Below are 19,796 nucleotides of genomic sequence, written 5' to 3' on the forward strand. Positions count from 1 at the left end.
TCGCGCGCCGCCAACGACGCGCGGGGATGCGGCGGAGGCCCCCCGGCTGCCCTCGGAAAGGCCCCCGCCGCTTTGGGAAAAGCCGCCTCTCTACAGGCCCATGAACTTGGCGGCTATGGTCTTCATGATCTCGTTGGTGCCGGCGAAGATGCTCATTACCCGCACGTCGCGCCAGGCCCGGGCGATGGGGTATTCCTCGCAGTAGCCATAGCCGCCGTGCAGTTGCAGGCAGCGGTCGGCCACGTTCTTGACCATCTCGGTGGTCCAATATTTGAGCATCGACACCTCGGCGGGCAGAGACTTGCCCTCCATGTGGTCGGCGATGCATTTGTCGACGAACAGTCGGCCCAGCTTGACCTCGGTGGCCATCTCCACCAGCTCGAACTGGGTGTTCTGGAACTTGCTGATGGGCTTGCCAAAGGCCGAGCGCTCCTTGCAATAGGCGATGGTCCGCTCCAAAATGACCTCGGCGGCGGCCACCGCGCCGATGCCGCAGATCAGGCGCTCCTGCTGGAGCTTTTGCATGAGCATGATAAAGCCCGCGCCTTTGTCGCCCAGGCGATTGCCCACGGGGATGCGGCAGTCGGTGAAGTAAAGCTCGGCGGTGTCTTGGCTGTGCCAGCCGATCTTGTTGAGCTTGCGGCCCTTTTCAAAGCCCGGCGCATCGGCCTCGACCACGAACAGGTCGATGGCCTTGTAGGGGTCTTTCTCGGCCGGATCCTTGGCCGCCACCACGCAGACGCCGCAGTTGATGCCGTTGCTGATGAAGGTCTTCTGGCCGTTGATCACCACCATGTCGCCGTCTTGCTGGGCGGTGGTGCGGATGTTGGCCAGGTCGGAGCCGGTGTTGGGCTCGGTCATGGCCACGGCGGCGATGTATTCGCCCGAGATGCACTTGGGCAGGATGCGCTGCTTGATTTCTTCCGAACCATAGGCGGTGATGTAGGGCGCGACCACGTCGGAGTGCAGGCCCACGGCCAGGCCGGTGTGGTTGGTGCGGGCCATCTCTTCGTTGACGATCACCGAATAGAGAAAGTCCGCGCCCAGGCCGCCGTACTCCTCGGGCACGTCCATGCACAAAAAGCCCTGCTCGCCCAGCTTGAGCCAGGCCTCCTTGGGCGTGATGCCCGCTTCTTCCCACTTTTCGACGTTGGGGATGACCTCTTTTTCGCAGAACTTGCGCACCGCGTCGCGGAAAATGCGGTGATCCTCGGTATATTGCAGGATTTCCATCTTAATCCTCGGCCGGCCGGCGGGCCCCCGTCGGGCAGGCGTATTGGTTGCCTTGATCGTCGAAAAAAACCACTTCGTCGCTACGCAGCCACAATTGTTCGTCCATGGCGCAATAAAAGGCCATGGTCTGGCCCGGGGCCAGGGCGTGCACGCCGTGGGGCATCAGGGCTTCGACGCCGTGGGATCCCCAGTCGCCCCGCAGGTCACAGCGGCTGGGCACCCGCACGGTCGCCGGGCCCTGATTTGTAACCAGAAACTCCAGGTTTTGGTCGAAGGCGCGCAAGCCGCAGCAGGTCTTGAAGCCGAAAATGGCCTCGACGCAGGAATTCATGATTGGCTTGACGCTGAGCATGCGAGCCCCCTACCTGGTCTTTCAGCCGTTGAGCCGGCCCACGATGGCCACGCTGCAAACGCTGTTGAACGGGAACCCACCCAGGTTATGGGTCAGGCCGTAGCGCGGGTCTTTCAACTGGCGCTCGGCGGCGCGGCCCTGGAGTTGCAGATACATCTCGTAGAGCATGCGCAGGCCCGAGGCCCCGATGGGATGGCCAAAGCACTTCAGGCCGCCGTCGATCTGGGCCGGCACCTTGCCGTCGGCGTTGTACATGCCATCGAGGGTGTCTTTCCAGGCCTGGCCGCGCTGGCTGATCTTCAAGTCCTCGTAGGTGACCATCTCGGTGATGGAGAAGCAGTCGTGCAGCTCCATCATCGAGATTTCTTCCTTGGGATCACTGATGCCGGCTTCCTGGTAGGCCCGGTCGGCGGCCTTGTCGGTGGTGGGGAAATACGACCCGTCCCACGAGTTGAAGCACATCTCCTCGCCATTGCTGACGGCCACTTGCAGGGCCTTGACCGTGACGGGGTTGCTGAAGCCCATGTCGCGGGCCTTTTCCACGGTGGTGACAATGGCGCAGGCCGCGCCGTCGCTGACGCCGCAGCAGTCGAACAGGCCCAGGGGGTGGGCGATGATCGGCGCGGCCATGACCTGCTCGATGGTCACTTTTTTGCGCAGGTGGGCCTTGGGGTTGATGGCCCCGTTCTCGTGGCTCTTGACCGAGACCTGGGCGATGGCCCGCTTGAGGTCTTTGTCGCTGACGCCGTATTTGGCGGTGTAGGCCGTGGCCAACTGGGCGAAGGAGCCCGGCGCGGTTAGATTGGGCCAGGTCATCCACAGGTTGCTGCCGGCGTTGGCCCCCAGTTGGGGCAGGCCGCCGTAGCCCGAGTCCTTGAGCTTTTCCACGCCCAGGGCCAGGCACATGTCGTAGGCCCCCGAGGCCACGGCGTAGACCGCCCCGCGGAAGCTCTCGGTGCCCGAGGCGCAGAAGTTCTCCACGCGGGTGACGCCCACGTAGGGCAAGCGCAGGGCCGCCGAGGCCGACAAGGCGCTGCGGCCCAGGTCCAACTCGTCGAAGCAGGTGCCCTGCCACACGGCCTGAATATCGTTGCGATCGATCTTGGAGTCGGCAAGGGCCTCCTCGAAGGCCTCCACGATCAGCTCCTCGGCCCCCACGTCCCAGCGTTCGCCGAAACGCGAGCAGCCCATGCCGATGATGGCGACTTTATCCTTGATTCCGCTGGCCATATCGTTGTCCTCCCGGCCCCGGCGACGGCCGCCCGCTTGCTGGGGCCCGCCGCCGGGGGGATTGGCGGAGTTTTTCTTCTAGAACTTGAACAACTTCTCGATGAGCTGCGACTTCATCACGTCGCCGTCGATCTTGAGCTTGCCGCTGGTGAAAGCGGCCATGGCGTTGAGCTCGCCCTTGATCATCTTCACGAAATCGCCGGCGTCCATCTTGATGGTGGTGGTGGGCTTTTCGTGGACGCCCTTTTCCACCGCGCAGGCCCCGTCGGCGATGGCCGCGAACCACTCGCCGCCGCCCTGGCCGGCCAGCGAGAACTGGAAGACCACGCTCAGCCCGGCCGCCGCCCCGGCCTGGAAGGCCCCGGGCATGGCCGAAAACACCGCCTGGACCTGCTCGGCGGCCTGGTCCTTTTGGCCGCCGCCGGCCGGCTTGGCCGAGAAGGCGTTTATGATCTGGCCCAGGGCGGCCATGGCGTCGTTGTGCTCCTGGCCGCCGGCCATGTCGCAGATGGCCGCGAAGTTGTCGTGGATGTCCTCGATGGTCGGCGGGGTCTGGCCGTCGCCGATCACCGCGCCCTGGCCGGTGACGATGGCCGCGCGGTTGAAATAACCCACGCCGGCGTTGAAGATCTGGCCGCTGTGCTCGCAGCGCTCGGAGGCCAGATAAAGCACCAGCGGGGCCACGAACTCGGGCTTGGTCTTTTCGAAGAAGTCTGGCGGCATGATGTCTTCGGTCAGGCGCGTGGCCGCCAGGGGGGCCACGGTGTTGGCCAGGATATTGTAGCGGCCGCCCTCCAGCTTGACGGTGTTCATCAGGCCCACCAGGGCCATCTTGGCCGCCGAATAGTTGGTCTGGCCGAAGTTGCCGTAGAGACCGGCCGCCGAGGTGGTGAAAATGATGCGGCCATAGGCTTGATCGCGCATGACGGCGAAGGCCGGCCGGGTGACGTTGTAGGCCCCCTTCAGGTGCACGTCGACCACGGCGCGCCAGTTTTCCGGGGCCATGCGCAGCAGGGTCATGTCGCGCAGGATGCCGGCGTTGTTGACCAGAATGTCCACCCGACCAAAGGCGTCCATGGCCGTTTTGACGATATTGGCCCCGCCCTCGGGCGTGGAGACCGAATCATAGTTGGCCACGGCCTGGCCGCCGGCCTCGATGATCTCCCTCACCACCTTGTCGGCCGCCGCGGCGTCGCCGCCCTTGCCGTCGCGGGCCCCGCCCAGGTCGTTGATCACCACCTTGGCCCCGCGCTTGGCCAGCTCCAGGGCGTAGGTCCGGCCCAGGCCGGCCCCGGCCCCGGTGACGATGGCCACCTGGCCGTCGAAGCGGATCTGTTCGGCGGCCTGGGCGGTCGCCTTGGCCTTGGGCAGCGGCGCGGCCTTCCAGAAATAACCGCTGAAGCCGCGATCGTCGTCCACGTAGCGCCGCCGGAAGACCATCTCCACGTTCTGGCCGACGGACAGGTCATCCATCACGCAGTCGGTGAAGTCGAACAAGAAGCGGCCGCCGTTGACAAACTCGACCATGCCATAGACCGCCGGCGGATCGACGCTCACCGCCAGCAGATCGCCGGTGAACGACTTGACCACCGCCGGCTGGTCGGCGAACTCATAGGGCGCCAGCGAGTCGATGGCCCGGCAATCGGGGTTGACGCAGGTGCGCTGGGGCGGAAACTGCGGCGTGCCGCACTTTTGGCACTGGCCGCCGACCAGGCCCATGATCTGGTCGCGCTTGCGCCACAGGGTGCTGAGGGCCGTGTGTTTGGGGGCCTCGGCGCGGATGCCCATCTCGGGCTGGAGCTGCTCGCGGAAAACCAGGAACTTGGCGTAGTTGTCGGTGGTTAGCTTGCGCTTGAGCGAGCCGTTGACGCCCAGGCGCGGGGCCAGCTTGGCGCTGGCCTCGGTGACGCGGAAATACATGGCGTCGCAGCCCTGGCCAAAGCCGGCCAACAGGATGCGGTCGCCGGGCTTGGCCTCCTCCAACGCCTTGACGAACAAGACCAGGGCGTGGGCCGCGCCGGTCTCGCCGCACTGCTCGTGCAGGTTGCCCATGAGCTTTTCCGGGCCGGCCCCCAGCTTGCGGGCGATGTTTTTGGCCTCGGCCGCGAAAAAGCAGGGGAAGACCAGCTTGTCCACGTCATCCATGCCGATGCCCAGCTTGGCGAACAAGCCGTTAACGGCCTGGGGGATGATCGTGGCGTAGCCCATGTCGCGGACCCAGCGCTCTTCCCACATGTAGTCGACCTGGCGGCCCTGGCCACGATAGTGATCGATGAAATCGTGGGTGACGCTGTGGGCGCCCAGGAACTCGGCGATGACGTCGTCGCCCTGGCCCACCAAAAGCGCGGCCGCGCCGTCGCCAAACCACATCTCGTAGAAATAGGCCGTCTTGGTCATGCGCTGATCGGCCGCCGCCACCAGGGCCTGATTGGTCTCGCCGCTTTTCACGCCGCGCAGGGCCTGCAACAGGCCCGTCGTGCCGGCGCGCTGGCTGTCGGTGATGTCGGCGGCGCTGATGGCGTCGGGCAGATGCAGGACGGTTTTAAGGATGCCGGCGTTCAGGCGGTCGGCAAAGGGCAGCGTCGTCGAGCACAGGTAGAGCGCGTCGGTTTGTTGCTTGTCCATGCCCTTGAGGCAATCGCGGGCGGCGGCCACGGCCATGGTCAGGCTGTCTTCGTCCCAGTTGCAGAACGAGCGCTCACCCTGGGCCACGGTGATGATGGCCGGGGCGAACCAGCCCATGGCCTGGACGATGCTCATGCGGTTGAGCCGGAGCCTGGGGATGTAACCGCCGTAGGATTTGATCCCGATCATTGTGGCTTTCCTCCCCTATCTAAAACTTGAAAAGCTTCTCGATGAGCTGTGACTTCATCACGTCGCCCTCGATCTGCAGCTTGCCGCTGGTGAAGGCGGCCATGGCGTTCAACTGGCCGCCGATCATGGCCACGAAGTCCGGCGCTTTCATCTTGATGGTGGTGGTGGGGCTGGGATGCTTGCCCTGGCCGACCTTGCAGGCTCCGCCGGCGATCTCGGCGAACCATTCGCCGCCGCCCTCGCCGCCGATGACGTATTGGAAGCTCACTTCCACGCCGGCGGCCTTGTCGGCCTGGAAGGCGGCCGCCATGCCGGCGAAAATGTCGGCCACGCTGGGCGCTTTGCTCGCCGCGCCGGCGGCCGGCTTCTTGGGGCTCCAGGCCTCCAGGATCGGACCCAGCGAGGCGTTGAGGTCGTGGAACTCCACCGCGCCGTCCATTTTGCAGATGTCTTTGATCTTGGCCGCCACCTGCTCGAGGCTGGGGAAGACGCCTTCCTCGCCGACGGTGGCCCCCGGGCCGGTCAGCACCGCCGCGCGGTTGAAATAGCCCATGCCGGCGTTGAAGATCTGGCCGCTGGCCTTGCACTGCTCGGAACACAGATAGAGCACCAGGGGCGTGACGAACTCCGGGGCCAGCTTCTGGAACAAATCCGGCGGCATGACGTCCTCGGTCAGGCGCGTGCCGGCCACCGGGGCCACGGTGTTGACGTTGATGTTGCTCTTGGCCCCCTCCAGCTTGAGGGTGTTCATCAAGCCCACCAGGCCCATCTTGGCCGCCGAATAGTTGGTCTGGCCGAAGTTGCCGTAGAGACCGGCCGCCGAGCTGGTGAAGATGACGCGGCCGTAGGCTTGATCGCGCATGACCTTGATGGCCGGGCGGGTGACGTTGTAGGCCCCGCCCAGGTGCACGTCCATCACCGCGTCCCAGTCGGCCGGCTCCATCTTGACCAGGGTGCGGTCGCGCAGGATGCCGGCGTTGTTGATCAAGATATCCACCCGGCCAAAGGCGTCCATGGCCGTTTTGACGATGTTGTCGCCGCCCTCGGGCGTGGAGACCGAGTCGTAGTTGGCCACGGCCTGACCGCCGGCCTCGATGATCTCCCTCACCACCTTGTCGGCCGCGGCCGTGTCGCCGCCCTGGCCGTCGCGGGCCCCGCCCAGGTCGTTGACCACCACCTTGGCCCCGCGCTTGGCCAGCTCCAGGGCGTAGGCCCGGCCCAGGCCGGCCCCGGCCCCGGTGACGATGGCCACCTGGCCGTCGAAGTTGATCCGGCCCAGGCTTTGCCGCCGGGCCAATTCGGCGTCGCCCAGCCACTCGGCCTCGCCGCGGTCGATGACCACCTCGCCGCTCTGGGCGTTGACCACCCGGAACAGGGCCTTGCCGTCGTCGATCTTCCAGATTTGCGTCTTGATGGCCTCGCCGGGGTAGAGCGTGCGGCTGAAACGCACCTTGAAGCGGCTGAGCCGCTCGGGCTGGCCGGGGAACAAATGCTTGATCAGCGCCCGGCAGGCGTAGCCGTGGGTGCACAGGCCGTGCATGATCGGCTTTTCAAAGCCGGCCAGCTTGGCGAAGGACGGGTCCACGTGCAGGTCGAAGGTGTCGCCGCTGAGCCGATAGATCAGCGGCTGATCGGCCGAGGGCACGGCCAGCTCCTCGAAATCGGCCGGCCGGTCGGGGAAGCTGAAGACCTCCTTGGGCGGGGCCTCGCCGCCAAAACCGCCGTCCTTGCGCGCGAAGACCGTCAGGATGTTCTTGAACAGCTTCTGGCCATCGCCGTGGAAGGTGTCGCCCTCGGCGATGATCGTGGCGCCCTTGCCCTGGCCAAGGTCGTACATGGCCGTGATGCGCCCCTCGGTGGTCAGCTCGCCCTCGATGGGGATGGGGTTGTAGAAGATCAGCTCCTGGCCGCCGTGCAGCACGCCCGACAGGTCCAGTCCCGATTTGATCCCCACCTCGGCCAGAAAATTGAAGATCGAGGCGATGGAAAAACTCGGGATGACCTTGAGCTTCTTCTCGTAGACATACTCCAGCTCGTCGAAACCGGCCCCCACGCCCAGGGCGTAGAGCGCCACGTCTTTCCAGTCGTAACGCTTGGTCAACGGGCCGATCTTCTTATTGATGGCGTCCAGATTGAGAGCCATCGGGCCTCCTCCGCTAGGTTTTTTCGTGTTTTCGTCCAGCCGGGCCCCGCGCCGCCGGCTTATCAAACGATTTATTCCAACAAATGTTCTATAAAAATAAAAACCACTTGCACCGCGTTGTTCACCATGCGCGGCCGCGAACGGCCGGCCCAAATTTGCCTTTAGCTGTGCGTGCCCGGTTGCGATTCAAGCCCCACGCCGGCAAAGGCGGGGATCATCAGAAACTTGAGCGTGCGCTTGACCGAGGTCACGTAGGCCGGGCGGTCCATGGCCAGCATCGAACGGAAAAAATCCTCGCCGGCGATGAAGTTGTGAATGGCCATCATGATGGCCATCACTTCCATCTTGGTGTCGGTCGAGACGCTTCCGTCGGCCTGCTGCATGCCCATCGAGCGGGCGATGTCCACCGCGAACACCGGTATGCGCGCGTCCCAGGTCATCTCGTGGCGCGTCTTGGCGAAAAAGCGCATGACGTTGAGGTTGGACACTTCGGGGTGGTCGAACAGGTAGTTGGTCATCATGTCCAGGGCTATCTCGATGCGCTGGGCCAGGGGTCGGCCCTTGATCACCTTCTCGACCCGGGCCAGCTCCTGGCGCAGGTCTTCGGTGATGTCAAGGATCACCGCCTCGTACAGATCGCCTTTGTCGCCCCAATGGTAATAGAGCGTCGACACGTCGATGCCCACCTCCTGGGCGATGATGCGCATGGTCGCCCCGTGAAAGCCATAATCGCCAAACACCGTGCGGGCCTTGGCCAGGATGCGGGCCTTCATCGATTCGGGGTCTTTACGCGCCGTTTCCAGGGGGTTTTTCAACGTATCATCCCAACATGTCGTTCCAACAAATGTTGGAATAACCTCGCACGGCGGGCGCGGGCCTGTCAAGCGTTTTTTGTTCGCGATGCAAAACGTTGTTTTTATGGCGAGGCGAAGCGCTATTTTACGCGTGAATCAGCCATGTTGCGTCAAAATAACGCCGCGCGGGCCACGCGCGATGGCGAAAAACGACCGTGAGGCACAAGCCATGCTTGCGAAACAAGCTTATTTATCCCAGCCCATGACCTCGCGCGCCTGCCCCGTTATCAGCACGGCGATGATCAGATAAAATATAAACGCCAGCGGAAACGATAACCACACCCACCACAGCTTGCGCAATGGACGCTGGCGCAAGACGATCATCGCCGCCACCGACGCCGTCCACAACAGCGGGATCGCGCCGGTCAGGGCGTCAATTGATGTATAATAAAAGTCAACGCCATAACCTCTCAGGTCAACACGCCACGCCAGCGATGAAAACTTGGCGCGTAAAACTGCCGCCACGCCCAAAAACCAGGCGAACAGCCCAAGATAAATATCGATGCGGCGTTTCATCTCACCAGCCCATGACGATGCGCGCCCGCTCAACGACAAACGCCGCGACGACCACGTAAAACACGAACGCCAGCGGAAACGATAACCACACCCACCACAGCTTGCGCAATGGACGCTGGCGCAAGACGATCATCGCCGCCACCGACGCCGTCCACAACAGCGGGATTCCTTTCATCATGGCTTCAACTGAAGTGTAATAAAAATCAAGGCCATGGCTCCTCAAATCAATGACCCAACTGGCCGATGGGAAAATTGCTCGCGAGACCGCAACCACGCCCAAGAGCCAGGCGAACAGCCCAAGATAAATATCGATGCGACGTTTCATTTGTTCCAACCCATGGCGTTGCGTATCTCACCAATGACCATGAACGAAATAAAAACATAGAATATAAACGCCAGCGGAAACGATAACCACACCCACCACAGCTTGCGCAACGGACGCTGGCGCAGGACGATCATCGCCGCCACCGACGCCGTCCACAATAGCGGGATCGCGCCGGTCAGAGCGTCAAATGATGTATAATAAAAGCCAACGCCATAACTTCTCATGTCAACACACCAAGTCAGCGATGAAAACTTGGCTTGCGACGCCGCAACCACGCCCAAGAGCCAGGCGAACAGCCCAAGATAAATATCGATGCGGCGTTTCATTTGTTCCAACCCATGGCGTTGCGTATCTCACCAATGACCATGAACGAAATGAAAACATAAAATATAAACGCCAGCGGAAACGATAACCACACCCACCACAGCTTGCGCAACGGACGCTGGCGCAGGACGATCATCGCCGCCACCGACGCCGTCCACAATAGCGGGATCGCGCCGGTCAGGGCGTCAAAAAATGTATATTGAAAATCAATTCCATACGCGCTAAGGTCAAAATCCCAGGCGCCTCCTGGCAATACGGATATATGAAACGCAATAGCGCCCAAAAGCCAGGCGAACAGCCCAAGATAAATATCGATGCGGCGTTTCATTTGCCCCCAATGCGCGACCGATCCTCAGTCGCCAACAAGCGCCTCGCGTTCGATTTTTCGCTTGAACCACCATAGGGCCATGGTTCTGTACTCGTCTGCGGCCTCGACTTCGTCGGCGACCGGCGGGTGGGGCCATCGCGCCGGATCGGCGGGCAAGGCCTCCAGTTCGCGCACCAGGCGGCGGTCGCATTCTTCGCGCGCCACGGCCGAGTCGTAGCAATCGTCATGCCGCTTGCAGACCGCGTCCATGGCGTCGGCTGGGCTGGCGTCGGCCGGACCGATGGCGTTGGGGTCGCGCAGATCGCGGCCGCCGCCCCAGTCGCCGCCGCACCATTTTTTCCACACCGGCCCATCCCACAGCGTTCTACCATTGTTGAACCACCAACCGCCCATCACCCTGACCCCGCCTTGGATGTAGTCATCGTCGCCGCCTTGCTCGCCCGCCGACGACTCGACAGTGACGCGCGCGATGGGCCTGGCCTTGCAGCGGCAGTTGGGGTGCAACGGCGCGTCGGGCATCTCCGACAGCGCCTTTTGACCCGGCCTTGGCCGGACATAATAACGCTGGCCGTTGTTTTCCTGGCATGGCCGGCAGGTATTGTCACCGCCGCTCAACCACTCGTAGCCTATCACTTTTATATAGAGCCCCGCCAACAATCCCCACCTCCCAGTTTTGACCCAGGCGGCCCCGACCCCAGCGCGGCCGCCTGGGCAAACGTTAGCGGCGCTGGCGGAAAAAGGCCGGGAAGCCGTCTCGCCAATGCTGCGCCGTCAGCGGCCCGCCCGCGCGCTATCTCTGGCGCGCCCGGCCGGATCGATGCTATCCTGTTAATCTCCGGGCGAAAGGACCAGGCATGGAGGGGCTTGTCAAAATCATCGTCATCGGCTTGGGCGCGCTGTTGTTCGTCGGCCTGGCCTGGCCCCTGGCCAAGCGCCTGAGCGCCCGCTTGCGCGGTCGCGCCCGCCACAGCGTGGCCGCCGTGGCCCGCACCAAGGCCAAGCTCGACGCCCGCCTGCTCTGCCGCAGCCTGGGCGGCCGCGATCCCCGCGTGCGCGCCGCCGCCGCCGAGGCCCTGGCCGACATCGTCGGGGCCGGCGGCGCGGCCAACATCTCCCGCGCCCTGTCGGCCCAGGATCTGGGCGTGCGCTCCTTCGCCGCCACGTGGGTCTTGGTCCATTGTCACGATCCCGGCGCGGTCGGCCGCTACTTCGCCGGGCTGGATCTGCCGCCGGGGTTGTCGTTCGCCCGCGATCCGGAATGGATCATGGGCCAGTTGGTCGACGCGCTGGGCGTGGAGAGCCTGGTGGCCGGCCTGGGCGATGGCCAGGAAGACGCGCGCTCCATGGCCGGGCTGGCCGCCGACGAGATCTGCCGCGTGGAGGGCGTTGCGCCGTTCGTGCGCGTTTTGGATAACAAAGACGCCAACCTGCGCCGCCTGGCCGCCTGGGTGCTGGGCGCTTTCGGCGACCCCGACGCCGCGCCGTGGCTGGCCGCCGCCCTGCACGACGCCGATATCTGGGTGCATCTGGAGGCCGCCGCGGCCCTGTGGAAGGTGCGCGACGATCGCGGCGCGCCGCCGCTGCTGCGCCTGATGAACAGTGATGTCGAGGAGGTGGCGGCCCGGGCCACGGCCCGCCTGACCGGCCTGGGCGTGGTCAAGGCCCTGGAAAAACTCACGCCCCTGCTGCGCGACCGTTTCAGCGGACTGCGCCAGGAGGCCGCCCGCGCCCTGGCCCTGCTCAACGACCGCCGCGCCGTGCCGCTGTTGGTCGAAGCCTTGGCCGAAAACACCCCGGCCCTGCGCGAGGAGGCCGCCCGCGCCCTGGGCCAGATCGGCCACGCCTCGGCGGTGGAGCCACTCAGCGCCGTGCTCGACGACAAGCGACGAGACGCCGCCGTCAAGAAGACCCAGGCCGCCGCGGCCATCGCCCTGGGCCGCATCGGCCACATCAAGGCCCTGGCCCCCCTGGCCCGCGCCCGGCAAGACGCCGAGCTGAAATCGGCCGCCGAGGAGGCCCTGGAGGCCCTGGCCCTAGCCCAAGGCGTGGGGCCACTGGTCAACGCCCTGGCCAACGAGGACGAGGCCATCAGGTTGGGCGCGGCCCTGGCCCTGCGTCATGTCGGCGACGAACACGCCGTGGAGCCGCTGTTGCGCGTGCTCGACGACCCTTCGGCCAAGGTGCGCCACGAGGCGGCCTTGGCCCTGGGCCGCACGGGTCATGCCGGGGCGGTGGAGCCGTTGGTGGGCGTCCTGGGCCAGACCGACACGGCCTGGCAAGCCCTGGTGGAGATCGGCCCCATGGCCGTGGGCGCGCTGTTGGGGGCGCTGAAAGCGCCATCGGCCCTGGCCCGGCAACGGGCGGCCACCGCCTTGGGCCAAATCGGCCAGGATCGCGCCACGCCGGGGCTAATCGAGGCGCTGGCCGACGATGACGCCCAGGTGCGCGCCGCCGCCGCCGAGGCGCTGGGTCAACTGGCCGACCGCCGCGCCGCCGGCCCGCTGGTGGCGCTTTTGGACAACCAGCCCAACGAAGTGCTTTTATCCGCGGCCCAGGCCCTGGGCCGCTTGCATAGCGGCGTGGCGGTGGAGCCGCTGCTGCGCATGACCCAGCGCCAAGATCCGGCCTTGCGGGCCGCCGCGGCCACCGCCCTGGGCCAGATCGGCGACGGCGGCGCGGCCGGCGGGCTCATCGCCCGGCTCGAAGACGAAAACTGGGACGTGCGCGTGGCCGCCGCCCAGGCCTTGGGCGAGCTGAAAAACCCCGCGGCCGTCGCGCCCCTGGCCAAGCTGTTGTCGGGCATCAGCGACCAGGCGGCCAAGACCGCGGCCATGGCCTTGGCCCAGATCGGCGACGCCCGAGCCCTGGGCCCGCTAGCGGCGGCCCTGAGTGAACCGGCCCTGCGCGCCGTGGCCGACGAAGCGCTCAAGAACCTGGGCCAGATCCTGGGCGGCGAGGCCCTGGCCGGGGCCTTGCACGGCCGCGACGCGGGCCTGCGCCTGGGCGCGGCCATGGCCCTGCGCGGCGAACAGGGCAAAAAGGCCGTGGGCCCGCTGATCGAGGCCTTGGAAGACCCCAGCCCGGCCGTGCGCGGCGCGGCGGCCCAGGCCCTGGGTTTGGCCGGCCAGGCCGAGGCCATCCCGCCGCTGGCCGCCGCCTTGGGCGATCAACTAAAAAGCGTCTCGGCCAGCGTGGGCGAGGCCCTGGAACGCTTTGGCGAGGCGGCCGTGCCGGCGCTGATCGGCCGGCTGGGCTCGGGCAACGGCCGGGCCAGGGCCCAGGCGGCGGCCTCCCTGGCCGCCATCGCCGACCGCCGCGCCATCGATCCGCTCAAGGCCACCGCCAGCGATCCCCAGCCCGAGGTGCGCGCCTCCGTCATGGCCGCCCTGGGCAAGCTGGCCGAACGCACGGCGGCCGACCTGGCCATCGCCGCCCTGCACGACAGCCACCGCGACGTGCGCGCGGCGGCGGCTTTGGCCCTGGGCCAGATCGGCGACGACAAGGCCGTGCGGCCGCTGCTGCGGGCCAAGGGCGACAGCGTCAAGATGGTCCGCGAGGCGGCGCTGGAGGCGCTGCGCATGTTTGGCAAGGAAAAAGTGCAAGAAGTGATGGACCGTTACGGCCTGGAAGAATCCGTGAACCTGGATTGAGCGAGCTTAATCCAGCCCCAGATAGGCCCGGCGCACCGCGTCGTTGGCGGCCAGCTCGGCGCTGGGCCCCTCCAGCGTGACGCGGCCGTTTTCCAGCACGTAGCCCCGCTGACTGATGGCCAGGGCCGCCCGAGCGTTCTGCTCGACCAACAGCACGGTCACGCCTTGGCCGGCGATGTTTTTGATCACGCCAAAGACCTCGGCGGCCACCAACGGGGCCAGGCCCAGGCTGGGCTCGTCGAGCATCAAGAGCTTGGGCCCGGCCATCAGCGCCCGGCCGATGGCCAGCATCTGCTGCTCGCCGCCGCTGAGCGCGCCGGCCGGCTGTTTGCGGCGCTCGGCCAGGCGGGGAAAGCGCTCGTACACCGCCGCCAGATCGGCGCTCAGTTCCGGCCCGCGCCGCCGGGCGTAGCCGCCCAGGGTCAGGTTTTCGGCCACGCTCAGTTCGTCGAAGACCCGCCGGCCCTCGGGGCAAAGGATCAAGCCGCGCCGGGCCAGGGCGTGGGCCTTCAGGCCGCCGACGTCTTGGCCGGCAAAGCGAATCGTCCCGGCGCTGGGCCGCAGCAGCCCAGCCAACAGCGCCAAAAGCGTCGTCTTACCCGCGCCGTTGGCCCCGATCAGGCAGACCACCTCGCCCCGGCCGACGCGCAGATCCACCCCGCGCAGGGCCAGCGCCCCGCCGAAACGGGCCTCCAGCCCACGCGCCTCAAGCATCGCCCAACTCCAGCTCCGGCCCCAGATAGGCCTCGATGACCCGCGGGTCGGCCCGCACCTCGTCCGGCGCGCCTTGGGCGATGACCTTGCCGTGGTCGAGGACGGTGAGCGTGTCGCAAACGTTCATCACCAGGCGCATGTCGTGCTCGATGAGCAGGATGGTCAGGTTCATTTTGTCGCGCAGCCGGCCGATCAACACGCTCAGCGCCGCCGTCTCGCCGTGATTCATGCCGGCGGCCGGCTCGTCGAGCAGCAGCAGCTTGGGGTCGGTGGCCAGGGCCCGGGCCATCTCCAGCAGGCGGCGCTGGCCATAGGCCATGGTTCCGGCCCGCTCGTCGCGCTGGGCGGCAAGGCCCACCAGGGCCAGCAGTTCGTCGGCCCGGCGCTCCATGGCCCGCTCCTGGCGCGCGTAACCGGGCAGGCGCAGCATCGCCGAAAAAAAGCCGCCGCGCAAGCGTCCGTGAAAACCGACCAGCACGTTTTCACGCACCGAAAGCTCATCGAAGAGCCGGATGTTCTGAAAGGTGCGCGCCAGGCCCAGGCGGTTGATGCGATGGGCCTTTTGGCCGGTGATGTCCACGCCGTCGAAGACCGCCCGCCCGCAATCGGGCCGCCCGCGCCCGCTGATCAAGTCGAAGCAGGTGGTCTTGCCCGCGCCGTTGGGCCCGATCAGCCCGGCCACCTGGCCGCGCCGCACCTCCAGGGTCAGATCGTCCACGGCCCGCAGCCCGCCGAACGAGCAACCCAGCCCGCTCACGCTCAACAGCGCCCGATTCACGCCGCCCCTCCGCCGCGCCGCCGGCCGATCACCGCCGCCAGCCAGCGCCAGGAAAACTCGGCTCGGCCCATGATGCCCCGCCGGGCAAAAATCATCAGCCCCACCAGCAGCAGGCTGAAGATGACCATGCGCAACCCCGGCGTGGCCGGCACGGCGTAGTCGATCAACGGGATAGTGAATGATTGATCGACAAAACGCAGGTATTCCGCGCCGAAGGTCACCAGAAACGCCCCCAGCACCGCGCCGGTGGTCGAACCCAGGCCGCCGGCGACGATGATGATCAACAGCGTGAAGGTGAACAAGAAGTCGAACTGCCTGGGGTTGATGGCCGTCAGCAGATGGGCCAGCAGCCCGCCGGCCACGCCCTCGAAAAAGGCGCTGGTGCAAAAGGCCAGCATCTTGTGCCAAAACACGTTGACGCCCATGGCCGCCGCCGCTGATTCATCCTCGCGCACGGCCTTCATGGCCCGGCCATAGGACGAATTGACCAGCCGCCCCACGACGATCAGGGTCACGGCCAGCAGGCCCCACGACCACCACAGGTTGGTCTGCCGTTCGATGCCCTTGAGGCCCAGCGGCCCGTTGGTCAGGCCCTGGGCGTTTTCGGCCACGACCCGGATCACCTCGCCAAAGCCCAGCGTCACGATGGCCAGATAGTCGCCGCGCACCCGAAACACCGGAAAGCCCATGGCGAAGGCCAGGGCCACGGTCAGGCAGCCGGCGATCAGGAGCGCCGCCGGCAACGGCAGGCAGATGTCGGCAAAGGGCCAGATCAGGGGTTCGAGAATGAAGGTCATGGCCTTTTCGTCGGGGGTCATGGTCAGCAGGGCGGTCACATAGGCCCCGCAGGCCACGAAGGCGTTGGGCTCCAACGAAAACTGGCCGGCCACGCCGTTGATGAGGTTGTAGCTGACGGCCAGGGTGGCGTAGATGGCCGCCAGGGTGAGCATGTGCACCACGAAGGGTTGACCGTGGCGCTCCACCAACCACAGCGCCGCAGCCCCGGCCAGGCCGGCGAGCAGGGTCAGGGCCACGTCGCGGCGACGGCTCAGCGAGCGGGGCGGCAGCGGCCCAGGCCGAAAAAAATCGCGCCAAATCGTCATTCCGGCAGCTCCCGGCCCATGATGCCCGTGGGCCGAAACAACAACACGCCGATCAGCAGCAAAAAGGCCAGGGCGTCCTTGTAGCCGGAGTAGGCCGGCAGCAGGGCCACCAGCAGAATCTCCGCCAGGCCCAGGACCAGCCCGCCGGCCACCGCCCCGCCCACATTGCCGATGCCGCCCAGCACCGCCGCCGTGAAGGCCTTGAGCCCGGGCATGACGCCCATGGCCGGGTTGATCTGGGGATATTTCATGGCCCAGAACACCCCGCCCACCGCGGCCAAGGCCGAACCTATGGCAAAGGCCATGGCCACCACGCGGTTGACGTCGACGCCCATCAGGCCCACGGTGGTCATGTCGCGGCTGAGGGCGCGCATGGCCAGGCCCAGGCGCGTGCGGCGCAGCAGCAGCAAAAGCCCGATCAAAAGCAACGCGGTGACCAGCGGCGTCCACAAACCCAGGGCCTGAACGCGCACCTGGCCCCATTGATAAACCTGGTCAAAGACCTCGGGCCGCTGAAAGGCCTTGGCCCGGCCGCCGAAGAAGACGATGGCCAGGTTTTGCAGCAGAAAGCTCACGCCGATGGCCGCGATCAGCGTGCTGATGCGCGGCGCCGCGCGCAACGGGCGATAGGCCCCGGCCTCGATCAACGCGCCCAAAAGCGCCGTCAGGGCCATGGCCCCGGCGAGCCCGGCCCACCACGGCAGGCCGAAGATGGCTTGGCCAAAAAAGGCCGCGTAGCAGCCGACCATCAGCACGTCGCCGTGGGCGAAGTTGATCAGGCGCAAAATGCCATAGACCATGGTGTAGCCGATGGCGATCAGCGCGTACAGGCTGCCCAGGCTCAGGCCGTTGATCAGGTGTTGGATGAACGCCTCGAAGCCCATGGCTGCCGGCCTCAGGGCCTGCAGTCCGTGGCCACGTCGGCCAGGCGCGCGAACTTGCCGTCCTTGACGACCAGCACCAGGATCTTTTTGGCGGCGTTGCCGTCGGGCCCGATGGCGAAGTGGCCGGTCAGGCCGTCAAAGCCGGCCGGGTCCAGCAGGGCCTGGCGCAGGGCCGATCCACCCTGGCCGCCGCTACGCTCCAGGGCGTCGCGCAGCACCAGATAACCCTCGGCCCCCAGCACATGAAAGGCGGTGATGTCTTCGTTGATCTTGCCCGCGGCGCGGGCTTGGTCGAAACGGCGGAAAAACTCCGCGGCCCGCTGGTTGGGCGCGGCCCCCGGCGCGAAGTGGGCCGTGAACATCAGGCCCTCCACCGCCGAGCCGCCGATCTGCATCAGCTCGGGCGCTTGGGCCCCGTCGCCGGCGAAAAGGGGGATGTTGAGCCCGGCCTCGCGGGCCTGGCGCGCGGCCAGGGGCATTTCGGGGCAGTAGATCGGCATGTAGAGCAGCTCGGCCCCCGAGTCCTTGACCGCCGCCAACTGGGCGCTGAAGTCCTGGGCTCCGCCGCCGAACTTGGTGACGATGGTTATCTCGCCGCCAAGCTTCTTGAAGGCGCTCATGAAGTAGCCGGCCAGGGCCACCGAGTAATCCTGGCCCACGTCGAACATGACGGCCACTTTCTTTTTGCCCAGACCGTTGAAGACATAGGACGCGGCCGCGCCGCCCTGGTCGGGGTCGGTGAAGCAGAGCCGAAAGACGAACGTCTTGCCCTGGGTGACCATGGGGTTGGTGGCCGTGGGCGTGAGCATGGGCAGATCGTGGCTTTGGGCGATGTCGCCGGCGGTCAGCGAGGTGGAGGAGATGGTCGGCCCCAGTATGGCCACGACTTTTTCCTTGGTGGCCAGGCGGGTGGCCCCGTTGGCCGCCTCGGTGGCCTCGCCCTTGGTGTCGACGATCAGCAACTCCAGCGGGTGGCCGGCGGCGCTGTGGGCCATGGCCTGGGCGATGCGCACGCCCTCCAGGCCCATCTGGCCATAGCCGGCCACCGGGCCGGTCAGGGCCTGCATCAGGCCGATGACCAGCGGCCGACCGGCCGCCTCGTCGGCCTTGGCCGGATGCGCGCCAACGCCCAGGCAGGCCCAAAAAAACAGGGCCGCCAGGGCCCCGCCAACGCACGCGCGCAAGATCGTAATTCGGTGACCGGCGATCATTTGGTTTCGGCTCCTTGGCTGGGAAAGAAAAGCGGCCCGGGCAGTTCATCCACGCGATTATCGTTTAGCACACCAAAGCCCGCCCAGGCAACGCCTATGGCCAAGGGTACAATAACGCCGGCTCGACCCTCTCGCGCCAACGGGCCAGGCCGGGGGCCCAACGTTCTTCCAGCGCGGCCCAGGAGGCCCCGGCCAGCAGTTCGTCGCTGGCCGCGCTGTCGCCCAGCAGCAGGTCCAAGGGCCGGCGCTCGTATTCATATTCGTAGGGCGGCGGCCGCAGGCCCCACAGGCCGGGATGGGCCCGGCTGATCGCCGCCAGGATGGCGATGCTGGCCCGCACTGGCCGAAAAACCTCGGGCTCGCTCACGTGGAGCTGAAACCCGCCGCAGACCTGGCCGGCGTATTTATGAAACGTGGGCTGAAAAAACAGCGGCCGCAGACGCGCGCCCGTCAGGGCCTCGGACTCCAGGCGCGCCAGCACGGCCCAAGGGTCCAGGCCTGGCGCGCCGAAGACCTCGAAGGGCCGCGTCGTTCCCCGACCCTCGCTGAGGGTCGCGCCTTCCAGCAGAACCTGGCCGGGATAGACCCGGGCCGTCTCGATGGTGGGCATGTTGGGCGAGGGCATGACCCAGGGCAGGCCACAGCGCTCGAACGAAGCGCCGTCCCAGCCATGGGCCGGGATCACGCGCAGATCGAGGTCCAGGCCTCGCTCGGCCGCCACCAGCCGGGCCAGTTCGCCCATGCTCAGGCCGTGGCGCAGGGGGATGGCGTGGGCCCCCACGAAGCTCATCAGCTCCGGCGGCAGCACCGCGCCCTCGGCCCCACGGCCGATGGGGTTGGGCCGGTCCAACACCCAGACGGCCAGGCCCAAGGCCGCGCACTGCTCCAGGCAGGCCACCATCGTGCTGAAAAACGTATAGACCCGGCAGCCCACGTCGACCATGTCGATCAGCAGCGCGTCCAGGCCGGCCAGCATCGCGGCGCTGGGCCGCCTGGTCTGGCCATAGAGCGAAAAGACCGGCAGGTCCAGGCGCGGATGGCGGCCGTGGTCGCTTTCGATCATATTATCTTGCAACTCGGCGTAAAAGCCGTGCTGCGGGCCGAAAATGGCCTTGAGCGCGCCGGGCAGGGCCGCGTTGACGGCCTCGGGGGCCGGGGTCAGATCGGCCGTGCAGGCGGCGGAGCTACAGACCAGGCCCAGGCGCGCGCCGCGCAAGGCGGCCGGCGGGGCCGCGCACAGGGCCGCCAGGCCACTGGTCACGTTGTTCGACGGGCGGGGTTGCTCCACGGCGCATCTCCTTTTTTCGCCAGCCATTATAGCCCGGCCGCCAGCCAAA

At 66.5% G+C, this 19,796-nt stretch carries 18 protein-coding genes; 1 reads left to right on the plus strand and 17 read right to left on the minus strand.

The window, feature by feature from the left end; all coding sequences use genetic code 11:
- Positions 1–90: 90 nt before the first annotated feature.
- The 11 genes from DEBA_RS15640 to DEBA_RS15690 form a co-directional block, all read right to left on the minus strand.
- On the minus strand, positions 91–1,233 hold the full coding sequence (locus DEBA_RS15640) for an acyl-CoA dehydrogenase family protein (RefSeq protein WP_013259919.1): 1,143 nt from the start codon (positions 1,231–1,233) through the stop codon (positions 91–93).
- Position 1,234: 1 nt separating this feature from the next.
- Positions 1,235–1,585, minus strand: coding sequence for a hypothetical protein (locus tag DEBA_RS15645; protein WP_013259920.1), 351 nt, complete (start codon positions 1,583–1,585; stop codon positions 1,235–1,237).
- A gap of 21 nt (positions 1,586–1,606) precedes the next feature.
- Positions 1,607–2,815, minus strand: a complete 1,209-nt coding sequence (locus tag DEBA_RS15650) for an acetyl-CoA acetyltransferase (RefSeq protein WP_013259921.1) — start codon at positions 2,813–2,815, stop codon at positions 1,607–1,609.
- A 78-nt stretch (positions 2,816–2,893) separates the two neighbouring features.
- On the minus strand, positions 2,894–5,629 hold the full coding sequence (locus DEBA_RS15655; protein WP_013259922.1) for an SDR family NAD(P)-dependent oxidoreductase: 2,736 nt from the start codon (positions 5,627–5,629) through the stop codon (positions 2,894–2,896).
- A gap of 19 nt (positions 5,630–5,648) precedes the next feature.
- Entirely contained in the window at positions 5,649–7,772 is a 2,124-nt protein-coding gene (locus DEBA_RS15660) for an SDR family oxidoreductase (RefSeq protein ID WP_013259923.1), read from the minus strand.
- Between the two features lie 161 nt (positions 7,773–7,933).
- The gene (locus DEBA_RS15665; RefSeq protein WP_013259924.1) at positions 7,934–8,587 is read right to left on the minus strand and encodes a TetR/AcrR family transcriptional regulator; all 654 of its coding nucleotides are present in this window, start codon (positions 8,585–8,587) and stop codon (positions 7,934–7,936) included.
- Between the two features lie 225 nt (positions 8,588–8,812).
- The gene (locus tag DEBA_RS15670) at positions 8,813–9,142 is read right to left on the minus strand and encodes a hypothetical protein (RefSeq protein WP_013259925.1); all 330 of its coding nucleotides are present in this window, start codon (positions 9,140–9,142) and stop codon (positions 8,813–8,815) included.
- 1 nt (position 9,143) lies between these two features.
- Positions 9,144–9,467, minus strand: coding sequence for a hypothetical protein (locus DEBA_RS15675; protein ID WP_013259926.1), 324 nt, complete (start codon positions 9,465–9,467; stop codon positions 9,144–9,146).
- Positions 9,464–9,793, minus strand: a complete 330-nt coding sequence (locus DEBA_RS15680; RefSeq protein ID WP_013259927.1) for a hypothetical protein — start codon at positions 9,791–9,793, stop codon at positions 9,464–9,466. Before DEBA_RS15680 ends, DEBA_RS15675 begins: the two co-directional genes overlap by 4 nt.
- The gene (locus DEBA_RS15685) at positions 9,790–10,119 is read right to left on the minus strand and encodes a hypothetical protein (protein WP_013259928.1); all 330 of its coding nucleotides are present in this window, start codon (positions 10,117–10,119) and stop codon (positions 9,790–9,792) included. Before DEBA_RS15685 ends, DEBA_RS15680 begins: the two co-directional genes overlap by 4 nt.
- Positions 10,120–10,143: 24 nt before the next feature.
- Complete coding sequence (locus tag DEBA_RS15690) at positions 10,144–10,638, minus strand: hypothetical protein (protein ID WP_148227890.1); 495 nt, start codon at positions 10,636–10,638, stop codon at positions 10,144–10,146.
- A gap of 335 nt (positions 10,639–10,973) precedes the next feature.
- On the opposite strand from DEBA_RS15690, the gene DEBA_RS15695 reads away from it, so the two are divergent.
- Complete coding sequence (locus DEBA_RS15695) at positions 10,974–13,769, plus strand: HEAT repeat domain-containing protein (protein ID WP_013259930.1); 2,796 nt, start codon at positions 10,974–10,976, stop codon at positions 13,767–13,769.
- Between the two features lie 6 nt (positions 13,770–13,775).
- Here DEBA_RS15695 and DEBA_RS15700 read toward each other — a convergent pair whose 3' ends face one another.
- The 6 genes from DEBA_RS15700 to DEBA_RS15725 all read right to left on the minus strand — a co-directional run bounded on the left by DEBA_RS15700 (position 13,776) and on the right by DEBA_RS15725 (position 19,747).
- Positions 13,776–14,483, minus strand: coding sequence for an ABC transporter ATP-binding protein (locus tag DEBA_RS15700; RefSeq protein WP_013259931.1), 708 nt, complete (start codon positions 14,481–14,483; stop codon positions 13,776–13,778).
- Positions 14,476–15,261, minus strand: coding sequence for an ABC transporter ATP-binding protein (locus tag DEBA_RS15705; protein WP_013259932.1), 786 nt, complete (start codon positions 15,259–15,261; stop codon positions 14,476–14,478). The genes DEBA_RS15700 and DEBA_RS15705 overlap by 8 nt, the downstream gene beginning before the upstream one ends.
- On the minus strand, positions 15,258–16,364 hold the full coding sequence (locus tag DEBA_RS15710) for a branched-chain amino acid ABC transporter permease (protein WP_013259933.1): 1,107 nt from the start codon (positions 16,362–16,364) through the stop codon (positions 15,258–15,260). Before DEBA_RS15710 ends, DEBA_RS15705 begins: the two co-directional genes overlap by 4 nt.
- The gene (locus DEBA_RS15715; protein ID WP_013259934.1) at positions 16,361–17,248 is read right to left on the minus strand and encodes a branched-chain amino acid ABC transporter permease; all 888 of its coding nucleotides are present in this window, start codon (positions 17,246–17,248) and stop codon (positions 16,361–16,363) included. The genes DEBA_RS15710 and DEBA_RS15715 overlap by 4 nt, the downstream gene beginning before the upstream one ends.
- An 11-nt stretch (positions 17,249–17,259) precedes the next feature.
- A complete protein-coding gene (locus DEBA_RS15720) occupies positions 17,260–18,459 on the minus strand; it encodes an ABC transporter substrate-binding protein (protein ID WP_013259935.1) in 1,200 nt (399 codons plus the stop codon).
- A gap of 94 nt (positions 18,460–18,553) precedes the next feature.
- Positions 18,554–19,747, minus strand: a complete 1,194-nt coding sequence (locus DEBA_RS15725) for an exo-beta-N-acetylmuramidase NamZ family protein (protein WP_013259936.1) — start codon at positions 19,745–19,747, stop codon at positions 18,554–18,556.
- Between the last annotated feature and the right edge of the window lie 49 nt (positions 19,748–19,796).

Source organism: Desulfarculus baarsii DSM 2075, assembly GCF_000143965.1.
Classification (GTDB): domain Bacteria; phylum Desulfobacterota; class Desulfarculia; order Desulfarculales; family Desulfarculaceae; genus Desulfarculus; species Desulfarculus baarsii.

Coding starts and splice junctions, on each gene's coding strand:
- DEBA_RS15640 (WP_013259919.1), bottom strand. CDS start 1,233: ATGGAAATCCTGCAATATACCGAGGATCACCGCATTTTCCGCGACGCG.
- DEBA_RS15645 (WP_013259920.1), bottom strand. CDS start 1,585: ATGCTCAGCGTCAAGCCAATCATGAATTCCTGCGTCGAGGCCATTTTC.
- DEBA_RS15650 (WP_013259921.1), bottom strand. CDS start 2,815: ATGGCCAGCGGAATCAAGGATAAAGTCGCCATCATCGGCATGGGCTGC.
- DEBA_RS15655 (WP_013259922.1), bottom strand. CDS start 5,629: ATGATCGGGATCAAATCCTACGGCGGTTACATCCCCAGGCTCCGGCTC.
- DEBA_RS15660 (WP_013259923.1), bottom strand. CDS start 7,772: ATGGCTCTCAATCTGGACGCCATCAATAAGAAGATCGGCCCGTTGACC.
- DEBA_RS15670 (WP_013259925.1), bottom strand. CDS start 9,142: ATGAAACGCCGCATCGATATTTATCTTGGGCTGTTCGCCTGGTTTTTG.
- DEBA_RS15675 (WP_013259926.1), bottom strand. CDS start 9,467: ATGAAACGTCGCATCGATATTTATCTTGGGCTGTTCGCCTGGCTCTTG.
- DEBA_RS15680 (WP_013259927.1), bottom strand. CDS start 9,793: ATGAAACGCCGCATCGATATTTATCTTGGGCTGTTCGCCTGGCTCTTG.
- DEBA_RS15685 (WP_013259928.1), bottom strand. CDS start 10,119: ATGAAACGCCGCATCGATATTTATCTTGGGCTGTTCGCCTGGCTTTTG.
- DEBA_RS15690 (WP_148227890.1), bottom strand. CDS start 10,638: ATGCCCGACGCGCCGTTGCACCCCAACTGCCGCTGCAAGGCCAGGCCC.
- DEBA_RS15695 (WP_013259930.1), top strand. CDS start 10,974: ATGGAGGGGCTTGTCAAAATCATCGTCATCGGCTTGGGCGCGCTGTTG.
- DEBA_RS15700 (WP_013259931.1), bottom strand. CDS start 14,483: ATGCTTGAGGCGCGTGGGCTGGAGGCCCGTTTCGGCGGGGCGCTGGCC.
- DEBA_RS15710 (WP_013259933.1), bottom strand. CDS start 16,364: ATGACGATTTGGCGCGATTTTTTTCGGCCTGGGCCGCTGCCGCCCCGC.
- DEBA_RS15715 (WP_013259934.1), bottom strand. CDS start 17,248: ATGGGCTTCGAGGCGTTCATCCAACACCTGATCAACGGCCTGAGCCTG.
- DEBA_RS15720 (WP_013259935.1), bottom strand. CDS start 18,459: ATGATCGCCGGTCACCGAATTACGATCTTGCGCGCGTGCGTTGGCGGG.